This is a genomic window from Terrimonas ginsenosidimutans, assembly GCF_022012415.1.
Lineage (GTDB): Bacteria > Bacteroidota > Bacteroidia > Chitinophagales > Chitinophagaceae > Terrimonas_A > Terrimonas_A ginsenosidimutans.
In genome coordinates this window covers 41268-63540 of sequence record NZ_JAKLTR010000016.1, presented here as the reverse complement: position 1 = coordinate 63540, position 22273 = coordinate 41268, and the positions used below count along the sequence as shown (strand labels likewise).

Below are 22273 nucleotides of genomic sequence, written 5' to 3'. Positions count from 1 at the left end.
CGTGGTGCGTGTCTCACGCGCCACGGTATAAAGAGCAGGAAAGGCTCAAGGTCACCCGGGGCATCGGACTTTCACCAAATAGTCCCTCATCGAATCAGAGCCGGGAAAGCACACCAATAATAAATAGACGCTTATTGTTCTTCATTAAAATAGACCTTGTAGTAACTCATCTTCACCGCATCATCAAACCCCTTCTCGATCAGGTCCCGGTTGCCATGGATATAAATATGGAAGTTCTTATCCAGCTTCAACACACTCTTATAGGTTCTCGCCTGTTTCTTCACCGCCGCATTATTGATCGAAAAAGAATCGCCGATCTCACTCCCTGATTCCTGCTCATAATGTTGCTTGTAATCCTTCCATTCCTGGATCGCCACCGGGTTATCCAGCACCACATTGGAAAATTCATCTAAATTGAACTGCTCATTTTCTTTGAAATAACGAATGGAACGGTTCAGCAGATCGATCTTATCCGGCTTGGATACTTCCAGTTTTTCATCCAGCTTATCTGTTATGAACTCTTTGTAGATACTCAGTACATTATGCGTCTGGGTGTATTCATCATTGCGGATCTGGAGGTTCAAAAATCCATCCATCCAGTAAACCGCTTCTCCCGACTTATTGGTATTATCGATCACCGACACTTTATAGCCCAGTTCTTCCTCGACGTTAAAAACGATACAGGCTTTATCCAGTTTTTTGATATTGATCGCTTCCGATTCATAAGACAAGCCGAATGCACCCGCAGACGGGGTAACTTTCAGGTAAGTCTCCTTGTTCTCCGATTTGAACAGGCCCACGGCATCTACCAATGCACCCTCCACCTGGATGTTCTGGAAATAGACCACATAGAACTCTCCGGGCTTGATATTTGGATGATCCGCGATATCATACAGCTGCTTTGCCAGCTGGCGGCTGTTCTCATGAAAACTCTCCGGATCGGCAAAAATGCTCTTACAGAAATGATACACCTCATTCAGCGCCAGGTTCGACGTAGGATGATGTAACCTGTATATTTCATTGACCTTTAAAAATCCGCCAGTAAAATATTGCAACAAAATTCCATTCAACACCTCATCCTCTACCGGATACGGTTGCTCCGACAGTGCCAGCGGCTCTGCCGCAGCTTTGTTGCCTACTTTGTGAATGGAGAGTTGGGAGAGCTTTGCTTCGGTACTAAAAATCATCCGCGAATTTACACGAATGGCCGCGAATGAGCGCGAATAGCGATTGAAAGAAAAGGAGATGCCGTGGGTTTGAGAAAATAAAAACTTCTCCTCCCTGGGGAAAACCAGGAAGGAGAAGTTCTCTATTTGCGACCATTGGCGTTTTAATTCCCGCCGCCGCCAATACGTTTTTGCTCATCCGCTGCCCCACCTGTCTGTCTGCGTTGCTGAACTGCCTGCCCTTTCGCAAAACGGTAAGTGAAAGTGAGACCAACACGGCGGTTATCCCAGCGGTTGGTAACGAGCATATCGATATTATCATGACGGATCCATACATTCGCTTTTTGCAAACGGAATGGATCGATAATGCTCAAACGCAGCGATCCCTTGTTCTTCAGGATCTGCTTGCTGGCGCCAAATGACAGCACGTAGATCGGATCAATGATGAACATGCTCGTCATCAGGCTTCTGCTTTGATAGAAACCGCTGACCTCAGCTCCCCAGGTCTTTGCAAACCTGAACTGGTTGTTCATATTGAACATATATGTATATACATCTGTCTTCAGCATTACATTATTCACCAGGCCTTTGTACAGGTTGTTGTAACCGTTACCATACAGGCTGATCGTCCACCATTTTTTCAACGGAGCATTATAACTCACGGATAAACCGATATTACGGCTGGTCGCAACGTTTTCCTTTGTCTGGAAAGTCACTTTTGTTACATCGTCCTGCTTCAGGATATCATTGATGATATCGGTGGTATGCGTATAGTTCAGGGTGGTACTTAATTTACCTGCGAAAATATGACTCAGTTCCACGCTGTTGGTGAACTGAGGCGTCAGATACGGGTTACCCTGATTGTAGGTGTAAAGATCCAGGAATTGCTGAAAAGGGTTCATGTCCTGGTAATCCGGACGTTCGATCCGTCTTCCGTAATTCAATCCGAACTGGTTCTTGTCATTCATCGCATAACTGATATACGCAGTTGGAAACAGCTGGAAGTAATCTCTCGAAATGCTTTTGTTCAGCAGGATCTGTTTTCCTTTGGAATGTGTATGCTCTCCACGCAAGCCGGTCTGGAATCCCCATTTATTGACCTGTTTGCTGAAGTTGACATACACCGCACTGATCTGCTCATCATAGGCGAAATGATCTTTACGGACATCATCTACCCATTTGCCCATAGACTCATCATACGTTTCGTAAGGCGCATTGTTATCGGTTTTGATAAGGCTTGTCTTAGCACCAGTCTCAAATTTTGCATTTTTACCAAATGGATGAGCGTAGTCGATCTTAGCTGTATAGATATCTATATCAGTTGGCAGGATCGCTCTCAGCAGGTATTGCTTCAGAGGCCTTGCCGGATACAATACTTTATTATCTGTGTACTGATCGATCTCGGAACTGTACCGGATATAATCTATATCAGCAGACAGTTCTCGCCCGTTTGCATTCAATTGCTTGCGGAAATTGATGTTTGCACTGAAATTCCTGAATTTGTTATCCTGATCATTGACGGCATCGATCGTTGAGTCAACAATGCCCGTATTTTTTGTAAAAAAATCACCTTTGCTGAAATTGATCCCATCATTGCTGTTGGAGATACCATTGATAGTGAAACCGAGTGTTGTTTTCGCATCCATTGCATAATCCATTCCGAGGCGGAGATTAAAATTGTGGCTGGTATTTTTCTGAAAACCGACCTGGTCAAATACGGTGGTCGGTCCGTTATTATGGAAATTCCTGGTCAACGTCTGGTCGCTGTTGCTCTGCCAGTAGGTATAACCACCATTTGAAAAGAAATTCAGTTTTCCTTTTCTGTAGTTAAAGCTGAAACTATTGGGCGATTTCGGATAATAGCCCTGCACGAAAGACGTACTCACGCTACCATTAAAGCCCATCGTTTTATTCTTTTTTGTTTTCAGGTTAATGATGCCTGAATTACCGGCAGCGTCATATTTAGCCGAAGGCTGTGTCATGATCTCGATCTGATCAAGCTGGCTGGCCGACATACTTTTCAAAAGATTGGCAAGATCCTGCCCGCTGAGGTAGGTCTGTTTTCCGTCCATCAGCACGATCACGCCCTGTTTTCCTTTCAGGCTGATATTACCGTCACGATCAACAGAAATACCCGGAGATTTCTCCAGCACTTCCAATACATTATTGGCAGCATTGGACGGCGATGCATCAACATTCACGATCATTTTATCCAGCCGGGCTTCTACGAGCGGACGTTTTGCCTGCACTGTCACGCCTGCAAGCGATTGAGCCTGCGGCTGCATGGTGATCGCTGAAAATTCACGGTTGGCGGTAAGCTCAACCGCTTCAGAATATTGCGTGGCAAGACCGACAAACGTGGTCATGATGCGGTAAGCTCCCGGTTTGATGCCATGAAATTCGTAAACACCTTGTTGATTGGTCAGTGCCAGCTTCACTAATGATGAATCGGAAGCCTTTAATAAGGAAACGGTGACTGATGCTAATGGTTTCTCTGTATCACGAACTGTTCCTTTTACAGAAAGAGAATCCTGCGCAAACAAGGGCGCCAGGAAGAATAAACAAGCGAGTGTGGTTAAGGTTAGTCTCATAAGACCGCAAAGATTATTTACGGCCGGTGACGAACCTTGTTAAAAGTGATGGATTGAGGAATAAAGTTTATGAGTGGATCAGCACGGTGAATAGTCTGGCGTGAAAGTAACGCAACGGGCGCTACGATACGAAAGAGACACCATAAAAACAGCCCGGGAAAATTATATCCCGTGGCTCGCCGCGTATTGTTGCGTCCGCTTCGTAACTTCTATGCCAGTTGGCTAGCTTCAGGTTGCAGATAACCGGATCAGTTACCTCCTCCTATGCGTCGCTGCTCATCCTGTGAACTTCCCGATTGTTTACGCTGCTGAACCGCCTGGCCTTTTGAAAAACGATACGTGAAAGTGAGTCCCACACGCCTGTTATCCCAGCTATTCTCCACACGCATATTTATATTACCATGCCGGATATCCACATTTGATCGCTGAAGCAGGAATGCATCATTGATACTTAACTTGAGTGTCCCTTTGTTTTTCAATATTTGTTTGCTTGCCCCAAACGAGATCACTCCCATTGGCTCGATGATGAACATACTTGTGTAAAGGAACCTGCTTTGGTAAAAACCGCTCACCTCCGCTCCCCATGTTTTTGCAAATTTGAACTGATTATTCATATTGAAAAAATATCCAAAGATCTCCTTCTTCAGCATCACATTATTGACAAGGCCCTTATACATATTATTATACCCGTTTGCAAACAGGCTGATAGTCCACCATTTTAGCAAAGGTGCATTGTAATTGACCGTAATCCCGACATTGCGGCTCGAAGCAACATTTTCTTTCGTCTGGTAGATGACTTTTGTTTCGTCGTTCTGCTTTATTATATCATTGATGATATCAGTTGTGGAAGTATAATTGATGGAGGTATTTAGTTTGCCAGCGAAAATATGGCTCAGTTCGATGTTATGAGTGAACTGTGGCGTCAGATATGGATTTCCCTGGTTGAACGTATAAAGGTCCAGGAATTTCTGAAACGGATTCATATCCTGGTAATTCGGCCGCGTGATCCTTCTGCCATAATTTAAACCAAACTGGTTTTTGTCATTCAGCGAATAACTGATATACGCCGTCGGAAATACCTGGAAATAGTTTCGGGAAATGCTTTTTCCTGCCAGCACCTGTTTGCCGGTTGAATGAGTGTGCTCACCCCGGAGGCCTGTCTGGAAACCCCATTTTTTCACTTGTTTATTGAAATTCAAATAAACAGCGCTGATCTGTTCGTCATAGGCAAAATGATCTTTGCGCACATCGTCCACCCATTTATTCTGGGCGGCATCCCATGTTTCGTAAGGCGCGTTGTTATCTGTCTTCACCAGACTTGTTTTAACGCCGGCTTCAAATTTCGCCTCTTTGCTCAACGGATGTGTATAATCCGCTTTGACGGTATAGATATCGATCTCTGTCGGCAAAATTGCACGAAGCAGGTATTGCGATACAGGATCTGAAGGATAGATCATCTGGTTATTCGTGAACTGATCCAACTCTGAACTGTATTTCACATAGTCAAGATCTGCAGTGATCTCACGTCCATTCTTATTCAGCTGATGCCGGAAATTGATATTGCCTGTAAAATTTTTGAACGTATTCTTCCGGTTATTGGTAGCATATATATTGGAATCCGGAATATTTACCCCATTACTGTAAAAATCACCCTCACTTCTATTGGAGCCTTTCACGCGGTTAGTCATGCCATTCACCATAAAACCGATGGTGGTTTTAGCGCTGACAGAATAATCCACTCCCAGACGAAGGTTATAGCTTTTGGAGGTGTTTTTCTGCCAGCCATTCTGATCAAATTCCGAAGCTATAGTTGCATTGCTGAACTTGCGGTTCAGGTATTGTTTTGAATCGCTTTGCCAGAACGTATAGCCCCCGCTGGAAAAGAAATTGACTTTTCCTTTCCGGAGATTAAAATTGAAACTATTGGGTGATTTCGGATAATTGCCCTGTATGTAAGCAACGCTTATGCTTCCGTTGAAACCCATTGCCTTTGTCTTTTTCGTACGAAGGTTGATGATCCCGGAATTCCCCGCGGCGTCATATTTAGCCGAGGGTTGTGTCATGATCTCGATCTGGTCAAGCTGGCTGGCAGACATGCTTTTTAGAAGGTCAGCCAGTTCCTGGCCGCTGAGATAAGTTTGTTTTCCGTCCAGCAGAACAGTCACTCCCTGTTTTCCCTTCAAACTGATGTTGCCATCCCGGTCAACGGAGATCCCCGGTGACTTTTCCAGCAGTTCAAGCACGTTATTAGATGCATTGGATGGGGAGGCGTCTACATTTACGACCATCTTATCCAGTTTGGCTTCAACCATTGGACGCTTTGCCTGTACAGTTACGCCGGCAAGCGAGCGGGCCTGCGGTTCCATCTTCAAAGCGGCAAGCTCCGTGTTATCACTCAGATGAAATACCGGAGAATAGAGCTGACCAAAACCCACAAAGCTGGCAAGAATATGATAGCTGCCGGCTTTTACTCCTCTGAATTCATACCGTCCGTCCGGTGTGGTAAGAGCAAGTTTCACTAGTGAGGAGTCAGTCGCTTTGATAAGTGAAACAGTGACGGCAGTGAGTGCTTTGTCATTGTTATCACGGATAATTCCTTTTACAATCAGGGAATCCTGTGCATTTGCCAGCATTACAACAAAAACCAGGAGGATAAGGGTGTAGAGTTTCTTCATGACGATACAAATATTGCGTTGGCGCAGCCACAGGGAAATCCGAATTGTGATGAACTGTCAAAAAAGCCATACGAAGTGATTCGTATTTTGATAAGCGGATACATTTTATACATATGATACCCTAAAAATCAGCAGAAGTTTCGCGATGGTCCCATTCTCTTCGTTTGAATCTCACTAATGAAAAAAGGGCGGAGGAAGTCATTTTGAATTGATGATGCACTTCGCAGGCTTAAAATGTATCGCTTTCAGCACATTTTGCCGCCAAATGCGATCACCTGCCAGGCATCTGATGACAGGGATTTCCCCGGAAGTATTCCAACGGGGGCATAAAATGTAAAATATTGTGTCTCAGGCAGTGTTTTGCCTGTCGCGTCAACATGTTACATAGTAGCAGATAATATCCAACAAGTTAATTCACAACATTCTGCGCGTGTCGAATAAACACTACAAAACCGAAGTCCGTTTCAATGACAGGAGAACAACAATCTGCTCTATTTTTTGCGGCTCTGCGACTTCGTTCCTTTGTATCACAATCAACAACCAGTTATGCGACAGTTAAAAATTTCCGCTTCAATTACCAGTAGGGAGTATTTAAGTGTGAATAAGTACCTGCAGGAAATTAACAAGATGGACCTCATTTCAGGAGATGAAGAATTCCGCCTGGCGAGCCTGATCTCTAAAGGAGACAAACAAGCGAAGGATGCGCTGATCAAAGCGAACCTGCGTTTCGTGGTCTCGGTAGCGAAACAGTTCCAGGGCCAGGGTCTTTCCCTGCCGGACCTGATCAATGAAGGAAACATCGGGTTAGTGAGAGCGGCGGAACGTTTTGATGCGACGCGTGGGTTCAAGTTTGTATCATTTGCGGTATGGCATGTTCGCCAGCAGATGTTACAGGCGATCAACGAACAATCCCGCCTGGTGAGATTGCCACAGAACAAAACAGTAATGACGCGCACCATCCGCAACGCGCAGAATAAACTGGAGCAGGAGCTCGGCCGCAGCGCGTCTACTGAAGAAATCGCCGGCCACCTTGGAATAGACACCACCGAAGTCGATGAAGCCATGGGTTGGCAGGCAGATCACGTAAGTTTAGATGCCCCTTTTACAAGCGAAGATGAATCAAGTTTACTCGACACCACCGCTGACGAGAACGCTGAATTGTCTGACAAGAAGATGGACCACCGTGAGTCGCTGCGTGCTGAGCTCCACCGCTCCATGCAAACGCTCGACAAACGCCAGCAACAAATGCTCTGCTATTTCTTTGGCATCGGGATCGACCACCCGTTAAGCCTCGATGAAATTGCACGCCGCTATGACCTGACCCCTGAAAGGGTTCGTCAGATCAAGGAAAAAGCTATCACCAAGCTGCGCAGCAACAAAAATGCAGAGTTACTCAAGCCCTATCTGAACGCCTAAGTTCATGCCGGAGCCTTTTTTTAACCAAAACGATCGGCTCCCGGCCACCATCCTTTTTTTAAGTAAAAAGTCAAAATTAAAAAGTAAAAAAATGATCCATTCACACAGAAGTTTATAATAGAAAATACTTTTTACTTTTTACTTTTTACTTTTTACTTTTTACTTTTTACTTTTTACTTTTTACTTTTTACTTTTTACTTTTTACTTTTTACTTTTTACTTTTTACTTTTTACTTTTTACTTTTTACTTTTTACTTAAACCCTATCCTATGTTTGCCGTACTGTTACCTTTTTTATACGTTATCTATACCGTATACATTCCAATGGCTTTTCAATCGGCAAGAACCGTTGTTAGAGAAGCTGTAATAATAAAAAGATTTTGATGCTTAATGTTTGATGTTTTGGTTTTTGGTTGTGTCGTATCAATGCGGTATCTGTAAGTGAAGATGAAGGGAGAAATTGAACACAGATACCGCAGCTGATACACTTCAAAACATTAGCAAACTGATTACCGATATACCGCCGTCCAAGTGTAGGGTCTTTGGCATAGAATAATTCTAAGCTGAAGACCTTCTTTTATTATCTGTCTTAAAAAATATAATAAGATCGTAAAAGAATGCTCGCTGTCATCACGGGCGTCAGCCTTTCAACAATAACAAACTTAAGCGACGGAGACCCGGGACCAGCCCCATTTCAAAAACTCCGGCATCGCCTTCCCCCAGGTCGCAATATCATGTCTTCCTTCCGGCATTTCCAGGTAAAAAAGATCTTTTTCCCTGTCATATCCTTTTGCACAAAGTTCTTTCATGAGATCAAGTGTGTCGTCTATTGAATCAATAATGCCGTTATTATTGCGGTCATTCGTTTCATCCATATTTCCGCTCTGGAAAAAGAACTTCATTCCGGCATAAAACTTTCCCTTCCTGATCTCCTGGTGCATCAGCCGGTGCTGATCATCATTGTAGCATTCATCATCCTGGTCAACACTCCTCCACCACAGGGATCCGGAAAAAACACCCGCTGTTGGGAATGTTGCCGGATGATTCCACGCAAGGTCCAGCGCCATTAAGCCACCCAGTGAAAAACCCGCGATCGCCTTTCCGGCAAACGCGCGCACTGCATAAGTAGCATGTATAAAAGGAAGCAATTCTTCCAGCAGAAAAGAGGTATACGCGCCGGCTTTTGCTCCACGCCCCAGGTAATCCGGCGTAGAGGCGATCCCATATTCCATTTTACGGTCCTCACCCGCATGCACAGCAGCACATAAAAGCGGTTTGATCTCTCCATCAGCCGTCAGTGTCCCCAGTATCTCCCCGAAATTCATTTCATCCATGTTCTGCCCGTCGTTCAAGATCAGCAGGTGCATCAAAGACGGGTCGGGCACATTCGCTGGCAGAAAAAAATCCACTACCACTTCTCTCTCCAGGTAAAGCGACCGGATCGTCTGGTTCTCTATAATTATTCCGGGTACATTAAGCAGTTCCATAGGCGTCAAATGTAAGAAATTTCCATCCGCAGAAGATCCTTCTTTGTTGACTGTTGACCGTTGTCCGTTGTCCGTTCACTGTGATGCAGGGTCCATGGTTCGGTAGGAACAACCGGGAACAGTCTACGATGAACGATCTGCGGACAACGGTCAACGGACAACGATAAAGGCCAATTCCGATTTGGTCATTTGGCTTTTAAAAAATAGATTTGGAAAGAGCTATTTTAACCATTAACAGAAAAATACGTTATGAAGAAAATCGGAATACTGCACGGCAAAGAACGATCCTTTCCCGAAGCCTTTGTGGCAAGAGTGAACAGCAAGAACGTCCCTGGAATTATCGCTGAACCCGTCCGCATCGATAAGGCCATGCAGGGTGTGCCCAGCGGGTATTCCGTGATCATCGACCGTATTTCGCAGGACGTTCCGTTTTACCGGACCTGGCTCAAAAATGCCGCTGTAATGGGTACGGCTGTGATCAATAATCCATTCTGGTGGAGTGCGGATGATAAATATTTCAATAACTGCCTTATGACGCAGGTGGGTGTTCCTGTTCCCAAAACAGCCATCCTCCCTTCGCGTGATCTTCCCGATGATACCAGCGATGAATCGTTTGCAAACCTTGGGTTTCCGCTCGACTGGGATTCGATCTTTCAATATGTAGGTTTCCCGGCATATATGAAACCGTTCGCCGGTGGCGGCTGGAAACACGTTTACAGGCTTGGCAGTGCTGAAGAATTTTTCCAGAAACACAATGAGACCGGTCAACTGGTGATGTTATTACAGGAAGAGATCGTGTTCGAAGAATATTACCGTTGCTATTGCATAGGCGGTAAACACGTCCGCATCATGCCATACGAACCAAGGAATCCTCATCACCTTCGCTATGTGGCTGATTTCTCCCCATCACCACAACGGCTGCAGGAAATGACCGATATCGTACTCCGCATTAATAAATATCTTGGCTACGACTTCAACACGGTCGAACTGGCCGTAAGAAATAATATCCCCTACGCGATCGATTTCTGCAATCCCGCTCCGGACGCTGAACGCACCAGCGTTGGCGAAGAAAACTTCGAATGGGTGGTAGAAACCGCAGCCAGCTACGCCATCGAACGCGCACTGGAAAATGATGGCCATGGAGATCATCTGACATGGGGCGAGTATGTGAAGAGGAGTAGTACGAAAATGCAACTAATATAGAAGATGGCCGATGGCAGATGGCCGTTGGCCGAGGGCTACTAAGTAATTGAATATTTTTCAGAACACCGGACATCGTTTTCGGCCAACGGCCATCTGCCATCGGCCATCGTTCGGACTGAAGCATCTAACAAACTAACTACACACCCCAGACTTGCTTATGACATTAAATTACAAAAGCTTTACCCTCGGCGTTGAAGAGGAGTATATGGTGCTTGACCCGGTAACCCATGAGTTGAAAAGCCATGAGCAAAAGATCGTGCATGAGGGCCAGAAAGTGATCAAAGACAAAGTGAAGGCTGAAATGCACCAGGCGGTCGTGGAAGTGGGGACCGACATCTGCGCTGATGTGGATGAAGCTTATACGGATGTATCCACATTACGTAAAACGATTTCAGGAATTGCACAGGATCTTGGATTTGCCATGGGCGCCGCGGGCACACACCCATTCAGCCATTGGGAAAGCCAGCTGATCACCGACCATGTACGTTACAATGAGATCGTCAACGAATTGCAGGAAGCCGCAAGAAGCAATCTTATTTTTGGCCTGCACGTGCATGTCGGAATGGAAAGCCGTGAAATGGCCAATCATATTGCCAATTCAACCCGTTATTTTCTTCCGCACATTTATGCCTTGAGTACAAACTCACCGTTCTGGGAAGGACGGATGACCGGATACAAATCCTTTCGCACAAAAGTTTTTGATAAGTTCCCGCGTACAGGCATCCCCGAAGCATTCGAAAGCATCGAAGCATACGACAATTATGTAAAACTGTTGATCAAAACCAACTGCATTGATAACGCAAAAAAGATCTGGTGGGACCTGCGCGTGCACCCCTTCTTTAATACAGTGGAATTCCGGATCTGCGATGTGCCAATGACCGTAGACGAAACAATAACCATTGCTGCTTTGTTCCAGGCTATCTGCGCAAGGATCTATAACCTCCGCTCCAAGAACCTGAACTTTATTCAGTATTCAAGAGCACTACTGAATGAAAATAAATGGAGAGCAAGCCGTTATGGAGTAGATGGTCATCTGATCGACTTCGGTAAAGAACAGGAGGTGAATACGAGGGCCTTGATCTATGAACTGCTCGATTTTGTGGACCCTGTGCTGGATCACCTGGGTAGCCGACACCGACTGGCACATGTACATAAAATTCTGGAAGGAGGTACAGGCGCCGACCGTCAGCTGGCCGTATTTGAGCAAAGCAAGAACCTGGCATCGGTGGTCGAATACATTCAGTCACAGTTCCTTGCCGGCGTTTAATATTAGAAAGAAATTAGAGGATTTCGAAAAATTGAGCATCAATTCTACTAAACGTCTCAAAACCGACCATAAAGGTTGAATAGTTTACAGTGTAGTTCGTGAACCCGATCGATTTTCCTAAAAATGATCCAGCTAACGGATTTTCAAAAAGTTGCGCTACATTTTACAAATGGTAAAGCCGTAACTTGACAGGGCAAAAAAAAGCAGGCCGGTTAGAAAACCACCTGCGGTTGGTCTTACGACCGTTCACATGAGAAAAGCTTAATGACAGGGCCTCTACGGGGCCCTCTTCATTTGAAGCACAAGTTACACCTGTGTGCTGTTTACCAATTATCATTTTTACCGAACCGTGAATATGAACGGATGAAGGGTTCAATAGGCAGATAGAGGGTTGAGCAAGACAATACGTTCTTTACTTTTCATCGGTTTGAATGCTTTGAAATTTGGAACACTTCGAGGTTTAAAGTTCATTATGCAAGCGATTATAACATTGAGGTGATGATATCATTAACTCATCGTTAACCGATGATGAACGATCTTTTCATACGGACGAATGACGATTATCGATGGATCTATGAAACAATGATGCGCACCAATCGCAAGAAACCACCTACGAAACTTTTATTCATCGATAAAACTTTCTCAAACCGCCCCAATATTTCAAGCCTCTTCAACCGCCGGAACCTCTCAGCCTGTAGCCCGCTGCACTTCTGTCCTCCCTCCTTTTCTTTTACCACTTGTACTCAAAAACCTTCAAACCGAATATTTTCGTACTTACTTAACATTTCATACAGATAGTTTTATACCCGCATACGTTATAACCACACACATGAGAAAGCGCGGCCTACAACCAAACAGCCGAAACCATAACCGTCGCTTTTATGATCAAGGACCTGCTGCTGAAAGCAATATTTATTCCCGTGCTTGGAATCAGCCTGCCAATTATTGCAGGTATTGTTTCCTATGAACGTCACTCATCAGTACAAATGATACTGATCGCTGCGTTCTTTATTGTTACGTCTTTTCTGATCTGGATGGGATGCACCTGGATCCACCGTAAGCTCAGACCCTTATATAGACCAATATCCAATCCATTCTCGAAGATCCTGACCGTTTGTGTTGTATCCGCTTTATATGCGGCATGTACGGGAAGCTTGTCAGTGATCACCTGGCAAAAGATCGCGAACGAAAGCTTTCCCGAAGCTGGTATGTATCGCTTCGTCGCAGCCTGCATTGCCGCCGCCATACTTTTTACGCTGTTATATGAGATCCTTTTTCTGAGCAAGGAAAGAGAACTGGACACAAAGATTGTGGATCAGCTTGATAAAGAACGCTCGCAGGCAGAGTTACAGGCTCTTACCAACGAAATGGACCCCCACTTTCTTTTTAACTCGCTGAATGCACTCAACCACCTGATCGTAAATGAACCGTCCCTTGCTTACGCTTTCAACAACAAGCTGGCCCAGGTATATAAATACTTTCTGATCAACAGGAATAAAGAACTCATTCCCCTGCACGATGAACTTGAATTCATTGAAAGCTATGTATACCTGTTGCGGATCAGGCATGATGATAAACTTCACCTGCATACAGTTCTCACCAGTCAAACGCAAAAAGTAATGATCCCCCCGTGTTCTTTACAGATACTGGTGGAAAATGCCATCAAGCATAACGAATTCACAGAAGAAAATCCTTTGCATATAAAAGTATCAGCCAATGAAAATTTTCTTTATGTCAGCAACAACTTTAAGCCCAAGCCCTATGTTGTTAATTCAACAGGGATAGGCCTGAAGAACCTAAACTCAAGATACCGTATCCTGTTCCAGAAAGACATCCGTATTGAACGTACCCGGGAAAACTTCACCGTCAAATTACCATTAATCACCTGAGCTGTTTGCCCCCTGGAACCAGCATTGGATAAAACCCTTAACCATGTTGAACACTGTTATCATCGAAGACGAAAAACCCGCTTATGAAAACCTCGTCAGTTCACTTGCAGATATCGCAACTGATGTACAGGTTGTAACAAGACTCGCAACTGTAAAGGAGAGCATCAGCTATCTGTCGGCACATCCGTCCATAGATCTTATTTTCTGTGATGTCCAATTAGGAGACGGGCTTTCTTTTGAGATCTTTAATCATGTATCCGTTCATACACCCGTGATCTTTATCACCTGTTATGAAGATTTTCTGATGAATGCGTTTGAACATAACGGGATTGACTATCTGCTGAAGCCTGTTGACAAGATCGAGCTCAATAAATCGCTGTCCAAATACAGAATGCTTGAGCGCCATTTTTCCGGCCAGCAATCCTACGCTAATCTTACCCGTTTCGTGCGTGATCATAAGAAGCAAAGACTGATCGTTCGCAAAGGCACTGAGCATATTGCACTGCGGCTGGAAGACATTGTGTTATTCTATACAGAAAACAAGGTCGTATACGCCCTGGATAATGACGGTAAGAAATACCTGGCGGATCATAACCTCGCTGAGCTCGAACTTACGCTTGATACAGCGAATTTCTTTCGTGCTAATCGCCAGTACATCGTTAACATCAATTACATCCGCAGTTTCAAAACCTACGAAAAAGTAAAAGTGCAGATAGATCTGACGGTACCGGAGCTCAACCACTACATCATTGTCAGCCAGGAAATGGCCCCGCAATTCAGGGAGTGGATGCATAGTGCGTAGAGGGAATGGTCGATGGACGATGGTCGATAGCTGGCTATCGAACATCGTCCATCCTCTCTACACCGCCATCAAACTACACCCCCTCACATCACTATTATCCAATCTTCCCAAAATCTCAAAAGTGCCATCAGGATGAAGACGGGCGGCATCGTCAGTAGCAATAAAACTGCAGGAATGGATATTGGCAAGATCGATTATATTGACTGCGCCGGTATAGGCTCCTTCCGGAGAGGGACCATAAGAGCTTAAAGGATCCGACTCGTCGCGAAGCCGGATCTCCATCCAGGGCGGACAGGTAAAGATCCCGTCCCCGGGGGAATAGGCCTGCGAAAGCAATTCCGTCATGCCGTACTCCGAATGGATCTCGCCCAGATGAAATGCAGCTGAAAGGATATCGTGTACTTCCTGGCGTATCATTTCCTTTCTGCGCCCTTTCATGCCGCCGGTCTCCATTACGATCGCGTTTTTCAATGCCGGCAAACCCATACTTTCCGCGAAATCAAGCAGGCCAAACGTCACACCGATCAATATTGTACGCTGCCCCGCCTTTTCCAGCCGCATCAATACTTCCGCCAGCCGGTCATACTCATTGAGGTAAAAGCCACTGTCGGGGTGGCCGCTTTGCCGGACAAGGTCATTCACCATATACACAAGGGAGGAATGCTGACGCTCCAGGTAGGATGGTAACAAGCCGATCACACACCACCTGGACGCCGGTCCATAGAACAATTCAAACCCCTTTGTAAAGCTTTTTTCATATATGGAAGCGTCTTTCACCAGATGGCGACTATTGATACTTCCTGTGGTGCCGCTGCTTTCAAATAAAAGTGCGGGCTCAAAATCTCCGGCTTTTACAGCATGGGATTTAAAGAAACGAATAGGCAAGAAAGGGATCTGATCGATAGACAGCACATTCTCCGGCCGGATCCTTAGCGCATCCACATAATCGCGGTAAACCTGCGTGTGCTGGTACTGGAATCGAAATACCTCGAGCGCCAGTTGGCCCCGGGTACGATGCTCTGTGCTGAAAATTTTATCGTTCCATTCGCTTTTCATGGGCAATTGCGTCCTCTAAAAATGTTTATATTTGTTTAAATCAATAGTAAATGAAAGCCGTCCCAGCTATACTCGTTTCTTCTGCAATAGTGGTGTTGTTTGCGTGTAGCAAAGATAAGTTTGAAACGAAACCCCGTCTCGAAATAAAAGATTATAATACCCGCGATATCTCGTCTGGTGGCGAGCTGGTGATCCGCCTTAATTATTTTGACAAAGAAGGCGATCTTGGCCAGGCTGCCTTTACCGCCATTCGCGTAAGAACAAATGCACTTTCTCTGCCGCCGACCCAGGAAAAAGCAGACACTTTCCGTTATCCGCTCCCGGAATTCCCGGACAAGGATAATGGAGAGATCACTTTCCGTATGCCCTACGACTTCCTTCGAGAAAGCATCAGCCCGCTGATCAATGATTCTATGATCTTTCGTTTTGCAGTGGTAGACAGAGCCGGCAACGCAAGTGATACCCTGGATAGTGAACCGATCATCGTCCGCGCTCAGTAGCGATGACCCTTCTACGGAATATTTTCCGATCCTTTATTTACAGCAACCTTTTTATTGCTTGCTGCGCCATACTAATGCTGGCGCAGACAAACAGTATGTTGCTTGGCAGTCCCGCGTCCATTACTGTACTTGCATTTGTAGGATTCGCCACCATATCCAGTTATAGCTTTCACTGGTATCTCACACCTGTACTTGCAGAGGACAAAACAGACCGCGCCCGGTGGCTGTTACGCCACAGATCGACGCATCTCTGGCTGTTCATTTCAGGAACTGCAGGAGCGGCTATTTACGGAATTCAGTTACTCGAACACTGGCCCTGGCTTCTTTTTGCCGCGGCAATCACCTTTTTATATTCAGCTCCCAAGATCCCGCATCCCTGGTTCAGATTGCTGCGCCGCATCGCCATCGGAAAAACCATCTTTCTCGCAGGCGTCTGGATGTTCGTCACCACCATTCTGCCCCTCGGCATCTCCGGTGAAAAATGGCAACCGGTCTTTACCCTGTTCTGCATCAGCCGGTTCTTCCTGATATACGCGATCTGCATACTATTTGACTACCGGGATCGCGAGCACGACATCACTCTCGGTATCCGTAGTCTGATCACCTGGATGAACGAAAAAAGCATAGACCGGCTTTTTTTTATATCTGTTATCATCTTCCTGGCCGCCTCCATCACCCTGCATTACTACGATCTGCCATTCTCCTCTATCATATCAATTATAATCCCGGGCCTCATCACCACCCTTCTCTATTCCTATTCAAAAAAGCATACATCTGATATGCTCTATTACTTTATTCTCGACGGCCTCATGTGCCTTTCCTCCATCCTTTACTACCTTTTTCCATAGCATCATCCATCTGATGCCAGACATCCAGGCCACTCTTTTTCACTCCCGGTTTTGTTAACAACTTTTTACACAACCGACAAGTTCTTTACCGAACACTAGCATAATAATTGATGTTATCTGAGTCCTTAATGATAGATTATGCAGATACATTTCACTAAAGTGGTTCATTTCACCAGACTGATCAAAGCTGGTGGCCGTCTCCGCGAATTCAATTTCAGAAAGCTGAGACAGGGAGAGGAAGAGGTGTTTTCGGTTGACACAGTGGATGACCGTGGGAACAGGATCGTGTTTTATATGCATAAAGGCACTAACGCACACTGGACTATCAATCAGCAGGTATTGCCCGTTTGGATCACTGAAAATGAGTCTAAGCTCACAGAAGAGATTGAAGATGAGCTGCAGCATTTCAACTAAGCTTTTTCCGGCATTTGTTATATTGCAGGCCTATTCCCTGCATTGACCATGAAGAAGCATCTATCCCTTTTGTTATTTGTTCCGGTATTATTTGCCTGCAAGGGACCTCAACAAACAGGCAGGCCTTTGCCCACGACCAGCGAGCTGGTTGTTGACGGCAAGATCTGGTCCTCCCTTTTTCAGCAGAAGGCTGCCGAATACCAGGCATTATGTCTCCAGGCTTTCAATATCGCCCGTCTCCGGGTTGATCAATCCCTGCTAAAACCTTCGGCAAGACCCAAAGCGATCGTTACAGATATTGATGAAACATTCCTGGATAACAGCCCTTTCGCTGTCAGTCAGGCTTTTAAAGGTAAAGACTATGAAGCTGATGCCTGGAATGAGTGGACTTCTAAAGGGATAGCCGATACTCTTTACGGAGGCCTGAGCTTTTTTAATTATGCCGCTTCAAAAGGGATCGAAGTTTTTTATCTCACCAACCGCGACGAAAAAGAACGTCCGGGTACTATGGCCAACCTGAAGCGTTTCAGCTTCCCGTTTTCTGATGACAGACATCTTATTATGCGTCAATCCGAGTCAAGCAAAGAGACCCGCCGTCAGAAAATTGCCGGGGGGTATGAGATCATTTTGCTGCTGGGCGATAACCTTGCCGATTTCAGCCAGGTGTTTGACAAAAAATCGACCAGCGAAAGAAGCGCCGGCGTCCAACAGCTTGCTGCTGAATTTGGTAGTCGCTTCATTATTCTTCCTAATGCCAACTACGGTGGCTGGGAGGATGCGATCTATCTTAACAAACGGGATTGGACTCCGTCCCAAAAAGATTCACTCATCAGAAACGCTCTGAGCAGATAAAAAGACACGTTTAATATGTCAGCAGTTCAAACATCTGATAGTTAATACCCGCGAAGACCGATAGCCGTTTCAATTTGAATAAGCCGGCGCACAATATTAACCGCTTACCCGCTAACCCTATTGAACGTTTAAACTGTCAACCTTTCAACCTTTCAACCTTTCACTTAAAACACGCTGTTGTGATCCAGGCATACAATTTCCTTGCTTCGTGGCAATTATTTCCAGAGAAATGTCAATATGAATCGGGTGAGCGCCCAAAGAGCGGCATTTATAAAGTTGAAGCGGTTGAAGGCAGCAAAAGCCTTGTGATCTCTCACAACTGGGTCACGCTCGAAAACCAGGCATTCACGTCGGAATATACGGTTATTGCAGATGGAGACATCGGTGAGTTCTCTCAGCATGACCTGGCAGATAAGGCGCAGGTGATCTTTACAGACAGTATCCAGTTTGAAATTCATTTCTACCGTAAGGGTGAAGTTTCTCTGCATGTCGTGCATGAGATCCTGCCTAATGGTTATCTTAAGATCACGCAACAGGGTTTCAAAGAAGATGGAAGTAATTATACCAACACCGAGATCTATCACAAGCAATTAAGCGTACTTCCTTATGCCGCTTCTGTTGCGGGGGCGGTGATCAAAGCAAATGAAGAAGGGATCATAAAGCACAAGGCGCTTACCGCGATGGAAGAACAGACCAATATGCAGTTACAGCAGATCCGCCAGCAGATCGAGCTACTTGCATTGCAGGCACAGGAGATCCAGAAGCGTAAAGAGCTTTCGATGATGATCTATGAAGCAAAGCTTTCATTCAAACCAAATATCGGCCAGACCTATTACGTCTACGAACGCAAGGACGGCAGCCATTTATTATCGCTCGTTTCTCCGAAAGAATGGGGAGCTTCCGGTCCGTTTCAGAAATTCATTGCCGCCGTAAAATTGCTGGCAGATCATACGTGGATGGAACTGTGATGATGATCGACCATAGATCATCATCACTAAATGAATTTCCTGCAGTTCTTCGCGCCGCATTTACACGGCAGGGTTCCTTCGTGATGTGTTTCTCCATAATCACAGGTCAGTTCCTCTCCTTTTCTGATCGGTCTTAACGTATAAAATTCCACTTTACGGTAAGCCCGGCGCATATATGTATTCGGATCACAGGAATGATTAATAAACCGAAGCGCATTAACATTCACACTGGCATCCAGCGCAATCGGCTCATGATCAAATTCCACCATGAACAATACACCACCCGGCTGTTTTTTTACCCGTCTCTGCGCCTCCCGGTACGTAATGATCTCTCCCCCCATATTGCCAAGCTTACACTTTGCTCCAATAGCTTTGCCTGCAAATGCACCGGTTCCGGCAATCCTGCTTTTTCCTGTAGTCAGCGGATAACGAAGGTTTTTGTCCATCAGCAAATATAAGAGAAGACCGCAGACAACAGGCCCTGTCTTCCGCGGTACGTCATCCGTAGTTTTCTCTCGCGCTCTATTTCCTACCTTTGCCTCATGACAAAACTCTCCGTTAACATCAACAAAATTGCCACGCTCCGCAATTCCCGTGGCGGTAATAATCCTGACGTAGTAAAGTCGGCCATCGACATACAATCATTCGGCGCTGACGGTATTACGGTTCACCCAAGACCGGATGAACGTCATATCCGCTATGATGACGTCAGAAAGATCAAAAAGATCATCACCACTGAGTTCAATATAGAAGGTAATTCACACGAGCAGAAATTTGTCGACCTGGTACTTGAAACCAAACCAGACCAGGTAACACTGGTTCCCGATGTACTCGGCCAGTTAACGTCCGATCATGGTTGGGATACGATTGCCCACAAAGATTATCTCAGGGAGATCATTGCCGTATTTCAAAAAGAAGGGATTCGTGTTTCTATTTTTGTGGATCCGGTTGTGGAAATGGTAAAAGGTGCCGCAGAAACAGGCACAGACCGGATTGAACTATATACAGAAGGATATGCCCGGCACTATGCCGGCGATAAGACCGCTGCTGTAAAAGATTATGTGGAAGCGGCGAAAGCAGCAAAAGAGCTGGGATTGGGATTGAATGCAGGGCATGACCTTGATCTGCAGAACCTGCAATATTTCAAACAACAGATCTCCTGGCTGGACGAAGTAAGCATTGGACATGCGCTGATCAGCGATGCGTTGTATTACGGACTGGAAAATACCATACAGATGTATAAGCGACAACTGGCTTGAATCTTGTTTTAGTTCGGCTACGCAACGGTCCCTTGCGTAGCCGTAGCTTTTGTGAAGTGAACGGCGATTCGAACCAATGATCCGATCAATAAAACTTCCACAATATGCTCCGCAGACAATTTATCAGAAACATGTCCCTTACGGCCGCAGCCATTTCCCCTGCGGCATCAGCACTTGCCTCCTGCTCTTCCGGCAAAAAAGATAAGCTTGGCATTGCACTCGTAGGCCTCGGCGGATATGCATCCGGGCAGCTTGCGCCGGCATTGCTGGAAACAAAGCATTGTTATCTCTCGGGCATTGTTACCGGCACACCAGCTAAAGAAAAAATCTGGGCAGATAAATACAGCATCCCCAAAAAGAACATTTACAACTACGATACTTTCGACAAGATCAGCTCAAACCCCGACATCGACATCATTTACATTGTTCTGCCTGTTGCCTTGCATAAAGAATTCACCATCCGCGCAGCTAAAGCAGGCAAGCATGTGATCTGCGAGAAACCGATGGCGGTTTCCGTCGCCGATTGCCAGGAGATGATCTCCGCCTGCAAACAGGCTGATAAGCTCCTTTCGATCGGCTACAGGCTGCATTTCGAGCCATATAATCAGGAGATGATGAGACTTGGCCAGCAAAAGGTCTATGGCGCGCTAAAAGAAATAGACTGCGCCAACGGCTATACCTGGGGGAATAATACAACTGCCTGGAGATTGAAGAAGAACCTTGCCGGTGGCGGCGGCCTGATGGACATGGGTGTTTATGCCATACAGGGCGCCCGGTACGTAACCGGCGAAGAACCTGTTTTTGTTACCGCAAGAGAGGAAAAGAAACGGCCGGAGCTTTTCAAGGAAGTAGACGAAACAATTTACTTTACCCTTGAATTCCCTTCCGGTTGTATTGCTCAGGGCATTTCAAGTTATAACATGAACATCAATCATCTGAAAGTAAAAGCGGCGAAAGGTGATTTTGAATTATCCGAAGCATACCGTTATGGAGGGATGGCGGGCAAAACACCGGCCGGGCAAATGAACTTCCCACAGATCAACCAACAGGCAGCGCAGATGGACGATTTCGCCCTTTGTGTAAAGAATGGCAAGCCGACGCGCGTTCCCGGGGAAATGGGCTTAAAAGATATGAAAGTAGTTGAAGCGATCTACCGGAGCATTGCTTCCGGGAAAAAGGAGCCGGTTTAAAGATCGATCCTTCATAATTCAGTAGGCTAAATAGATGGCGTTCGGTTCCCGCAGATGAACGCAGATTGATGCCCGGATCCGCAGAGAAATTTTCAGGATCTGGCAAGCTGTCAGGCGGCTAAACGAAGAATCCTACGCCCATTCGGGTAATTGTTCCAGCTCATGCAGCTGTCCTTCTTTTTTTACCCACGCATAACTATGCGTCCCGTTTGTGATCACGAGCACTCCTACCGGGACAGAAATATGATATCGTAATAACTGATGCAACACTGGATCACCTAGTTCAACCTCCGGCGATTTACACTCCACCATCAGCCACGGGCGATGTTCCCGGTCATACACCAGTATATCAAACCGCTTTCTCAACTCACCCAGCATGATCACTTTCTCCATGGCGATCAGCGTAACGGGATATTTCTTCACCTGCACGAGATATTGTACAAAATTCTGACGCACCCACTCTTCCGGTGTCAATAAAAGCCACTTCTTCCTGATAGGGTCAAAAAGAAAGTTATTCTCCCCCTGTTTCTTCATCCTGAAAGACGGCTCTGGATAATCAACTTCAAGCATCCCTCAAATCTAGGTCAAGAGGAGAAGAGTGCAAAAGGAGAAAATATTTTCGGAAAAGAGGCGAAAGAGGAAAAAAGGATGTTCACCGGTAAATCATTAAATTCGCCCTGTACAAGGGTTGA

Annotated in this window: 19 protein-coding genes; 12 read left to right on the top strand and 7 right to left on the bottom strand. The window is 45.6% G+C overall.

Annotated features, from left to right (window positions below):
* Positions 1-131 precede the first annotated feature (131 nt).
* The 3 genes from LZZ85_RS21725 to LZZ85_RS21715 all read right to left on the bottom strand — a co-directional run bounded on the left by LZZ85_RS21725 (position 132) and on the right by LZZ85_RS21715 (position 6432).
* Positions 132-1187, bottom strand: a complete 1056-nt coding sequence (locus tag LZZ85_RS21725; RefSeq protein ID WP_237875469.1) for a nucleoid-associated protein — start codon at positions 1185-1187, stop codon at positions 132-134.
* Between the two features lie 143 nt (positions 1188-1330).
* Positions 1331-3757: an outer membrane beta-barrel protein gene (locus LZZ85_RS21720; RefSeq protein WP_237875468.1), complete on the bottom strand. Its 2427-nt coding sequence runs from the start codon at positions 3755-3757 to the stop codon at positions 1331-1333.
* 248 nt (positions 3758-4005) lie between these two features.
* Entirely contained in the window at positions 4006-6432 is a 2427-nt protein-coding gene (locus tag LZZ85_RS21715; RefSeq protein ID WP_237875467.1) for a TonB-dependent receptor, read from the bottom strand.
* A 546-nt stretch (positions 6433-6978) separates the two neighbouring features.
* Between LZZ85_RS21715 and LZZ85_RS21710 the strand changes: the two genes are divergently transcribed.
* Positions 6979-7848, top strand: coding sequence for a sigma-70 family RNA polymerase sigma factor (locus LZZ85_RS21710; protein ID WP_237875466.1), 870 nt, complete (start codon positions 6979-6981; stop codon positions 7846-7848).
* Between the two features lie 660 nt (positions 7849-8508).
* Here the strand turns inward: LZZ85_RS21710 and LZZ85_RS21705 are convergent.
* Positions 8509-9333 (bottom strand): alpha/beta hydrolase, encoded by an 825-nt coding sequence (locus LZZ85_RS21705; protein ID WP_237875465.1) that lies wholly within the window; start codon positions 9331-9333, stop codon positions 8509-8511.
* A 249-nt stretch (positions 9334-9582) separates the two neighbouring features.
* Here LZZ85_RS21705 and LZZ85_RS21700 point away from each other — a divergent pair, with 249 nt between their 5' ends.
* The 4 genes from LZZ85_RS21700 to LZZ85_RS21685 all read left to right on the top strand — a co-directional run bounded on the left by LZZ85_RS21700 (position 9583) and on the right by LZZ85_RS21685 (position 14494).
* A complete protein-coding gene (locus LZZ85_RS21700) occupies positions 9583-10536 on the top strand; it encodes an ATP-grasp domain-containing protein (protein WP_237875464.1) in 954 nt (317 codons plus the stop codon).
* Positions 10537-10693: 157 nt separating this feature from the next.
* Positions 10694-11803: a carboxylate-amine ligase gene (locus LZZ85_RS21695; protein WP_237875463.1), complete on the top strand. Its 1110-nt coding sequence runs from the start codon at positions 10694-10696 to the stop codon at positions 11801-11803.
* A gap of 881 nt (positions 11804-12684) precedes the next feature.
* Positions 12685-13692, top strand: a complete 1008-nt coding sequence (locus LZZ85_RS21690) for a sensor histidine kinase (RefSeq protein ID WP_237875462.1) — start codon at positions 12685-12687, stop codon at positions 13690-13692.
* A 43-nt stretch (positions 13693-13735) separates the two neighbouring features.
* Complete coding sequence (locus LZZ85_RS21685) at positions 13736-14494, top strand: LytR/AlgR family response regulator transcription factor (protein ID WP_237875461.1); 759 nt, start codon at positions 13736-13738, stop codon at positions 14492-14494.
* A gap of 57 nt (positions 14495-14551) precedes the next feature.
* On the opposite strand, the gene LZZ85_RS21680 is transcribed toward LZZ85_RS21685, so the two are convergent.
* The gene (locus LZZ85_RS21680) at positions 14552-15550 is read right to left on the bottom strand and encodes a LuxE/PaaK family acyltransferase (protein ID WP_237875460.1); all 999 of its coding nucleotides are present in this window, start codon (positions 15548-15550) and stop codon (positions 14552-14554) included.
* Between the two features lie 50 nt (positions 15551-15600).
* Between LZZ85_RS21680 and LZZ85_RS21675 the strand changes: the two genes are divergently transcribed.
* From LZZ85_RS21675 to LZZ85_RS21655, 5 genes are all read left to right on the top strand, one after another.
* The gene (locus LZZ85_RS21675; protein ID WP_237875459.1) at positions 15601-16050 is read left to right on the top strand and encodes a hypothetical protein; all 450 of its coding nucleotides are present in this window, start codon (positions 15601-15603) and stop codon (positions 16048-16050) included.
* A 74-nt stretch (positions 16051-16124) separates the two neighbouring features.
* Positions 16125-16898, top strand: a complete 774-nt coding sequence (locus LZZ85_RS21670; protein ID WP_237875458.1) for a UbiA prenyltransferase family protein — start codon at positions 16125-16127, stop codon at positions 16896-16898.
* A 138-nt stretch (positions 16899-17036) separates the two neighbouring features.
* Entirely contained in the window at positions 17037-17312 is a 276-nt protein-coding gene (locus LZZ85_RS21665; RefSeq protein WP_237875457.1) for a hypothetical protein, read from the top strand.
* 48 nt (positions 17313-17360) lie between these two features.
* Complete coding sequence (locus tag LZZ85_RS21660) at positions 17361-18164, top strand: 5'-nucleotidase, lipoprotein e(P4) family (RefSeq protein WP_237875456.1); 804 nt, start codon at positions 17361-17363, stop codon at positions 18162-18164.
* Positions 18165-18343: 179 nt separating this feature from the next.
* Positions 18344-19132 carry a DUF2452 domain-containing protein gene (locus LZZ85_RS21655; protein ID WP_237875455.1) on the top strand — a complete coding sequence of 263 codons (789 nt, stop codon included), beginning with the start codon at positions 18344-18346 and terminating at the stop codon, positions 19130-19132.
* A 26-nt stretch (positions 19133-19158) separates the two neighbouring features.
* On the opposite strand, the gene LZZ85_RS21650 is transcribed toward LZZ85_RS21655, so the two are convergent.
* Positions 19159-19578 (bottom strand): SET domain-containing protein, encoded by a 420-nt coding sequence (locus LZZ85_RS21650; protein ID WP_237875454.1) that lies wholly within the window; start codon positions 19576-19578, stop codon positions 19159-19161.
* Positions 19579-19674: 96 nt separating this feature from the next.
* Here LZZ85_RS21650 and LZZ85_RS21645 point away from each other — a divergent pair, with 96 nt between their 5' ends.
* On the top strand, positions 19675-20391 hold the full coding sequence (locus LZZ85_RS21645) for a pyridoxine 5'-phosphate synthase (protein WP_237875453.1): 717 nt from the start codon (positions 19675-19677) through the stop codon (positions 20389-20391).
* 104 nt (positions 20392-20495) lie between these two features.
* Complete coding sequence (locus LZZ85_RS21640; protein WP_237875452.1) at positions 20496-21581, top strand: Gfo/Idh/MocA family protein; 1086 nt, start codon at positions 20496-20498, stop codon at positions 21579-21581.
* Between the two features lie 132 nt (positions 21582-21713).
* On the opposite strand, the gene LZZ85_RS21635 is transcribed toward LZZ85_RS21640, so the two are convergent.
* The gene (locus LZZ85_RS21635) at positions 21714-22151 is read right to left on the bottom strand and encodes a type I restriction enzyme HsdR N-terminal domain-containing protein (RefSeq protein ID WP_237875451.1); all 438 of its coding nucleotides are present in this window, start codon (positions 22149-22151) and stop codon (positions 21714-21716) included.
* Positions 22152-22273: the final 122 nt, after the last annotated feature.

What these genes read in the sequence shown, in the direction of transcription:
- LZZ85_RS21720 (WP_237875468.1), bottom strand. Translation starts at nt 3,757, where the DNA reads ATGAGACTAACCTTAACCACACTCGCTTGTTTATTCTTCCTGGCGCCC.
- LZZ85_RS21640 (WP_237875452.1), top strand. Translation starts at nt 20,496, where the DNA reads ATGCTCCGCAGACAATTTATCAGAAACATGTCCCTTACGGCCGCAGCC.
- LZZ85_RS21680 (WP_237875460.1), bottom strand. Translation starts at nt 15,550, where the DNA reads ATGAAAAGCGAATGGAACGATAAAATTTTCAGCACAGAGCATCGTACC.
- LZZ85_RS21690 (WP_237875462.1), top strand. Translation starts at nt 12,685, where the DNA reads ATGATCAAGGACCTGCTGCTGAAAGCAATATTTATTCCCGTGCTTGGA.
- LZZ85_RS21660 (WP_237875456.1), top strand. Translation starts at nt 17,361, where the DNA reads ATGAAGAAGCATCTATCCCTTTTGTTATTTGTTCCGGTATTATTTGCC.
- LZZ85_RS21695 (WP_237875463.1), top strand. Translation starts at nt 10,694, where the DNA reads ATGACATTAAATTACAAAAGCTTTACCCTCGGCGTTGAAGAGGAGTAT.
- LZZ85_RS21635 (WP_237875451.1), bottom strand. Translation starts at nt 22,151, where the DNA reads ATGCTTGAAGTTGATTATCCAGAGCCGTCTTTCAGGATGAAGAAACAG.
- LZZ85_RS21675 (WP_237875459.1), top strand. Translation starts at nt 15,601, where the DNA reads ATGAAAGCCGTCCCAGCTATACTCGTTTCTTCTGCAATAGTGGTGTTG.
- LZZ85_RS21705 (WP_237875465.1), bottom strand. Translation starts at nt 9,333, where the DNA reads ATGGAACTGCTTAATGTACCCGGAATAATTATAGAGAACCAGACGATC.
- LZZ85_RS21710 (WP_237875466.1), top strand. Translation starts at nt 6,979, where the DNA reads ATGCGACAGTTAAAAATTTCCGCTTCAATTACCAGTAGGGAGTATTTA.
- LZZ85_RS21715 (WP_237875467.1), bottom strand. Translation starts at nt 6,432, where the DNA reads ATGAAGAAACTCTACACCCTTATCCTCCTGGTTTTTGTTGTAATGCTG.
- LZZ85_RS21665 (WP_237875457.1), top strand. Translation starts at nt 17,037, where the DNA reads ATGCAGATACATTTCACTAAAGTGGTTCATTTCACCAGACTGATCAAA.
- LZZ85_RS21685 (WP_237875461.1), top strand. Translation starts at nt 13,736, where the DNA reads ATGTTGAACACTGTTATCATCGAAGACGAAAAACCCGCTTATGAAAAC.
- LZZ85_RS21670 (WP_237875458.1), top strand. Translation starts at nt 16,125, where the DNA reads ATGCTGGCGCAGACAAACAGTATGTTGCTTGGCAGTCCCGCGTCCATT.
- LZZ85_RS21725 (WP_237875469.1), bottom strand. Translation starts at nt 1,187, where the DNA reads ATGATTTTTAGTACCGAAGCAAAGCTCTCCCAACTCTCCATTCACAAA.
- LZZ85_RS21650 (WP_237875454.1), bottom strand. Translation starts at nt 19,578, where the DNA reads ATGGACAAAAACCTTCGTTATCCGCTGACTACAGGAAAAAGCAGGATT.
- LZZ85_RS21645 (WP_237875453.1), top strand. Translation starts at nt 19,675, where the DNA reads ATGACAAAACTCTCCGTTAACATCAACAAAATTGCCACGCTCCGCAAT.
- LZZ85_RS21700 (WP_237875464.1), top strand. Translation starts at nt 9,583, where the DNA reads ATGAAGAAAATCGGAATACTGCACGGCAAAGAACGATCCTTTCCCGAA.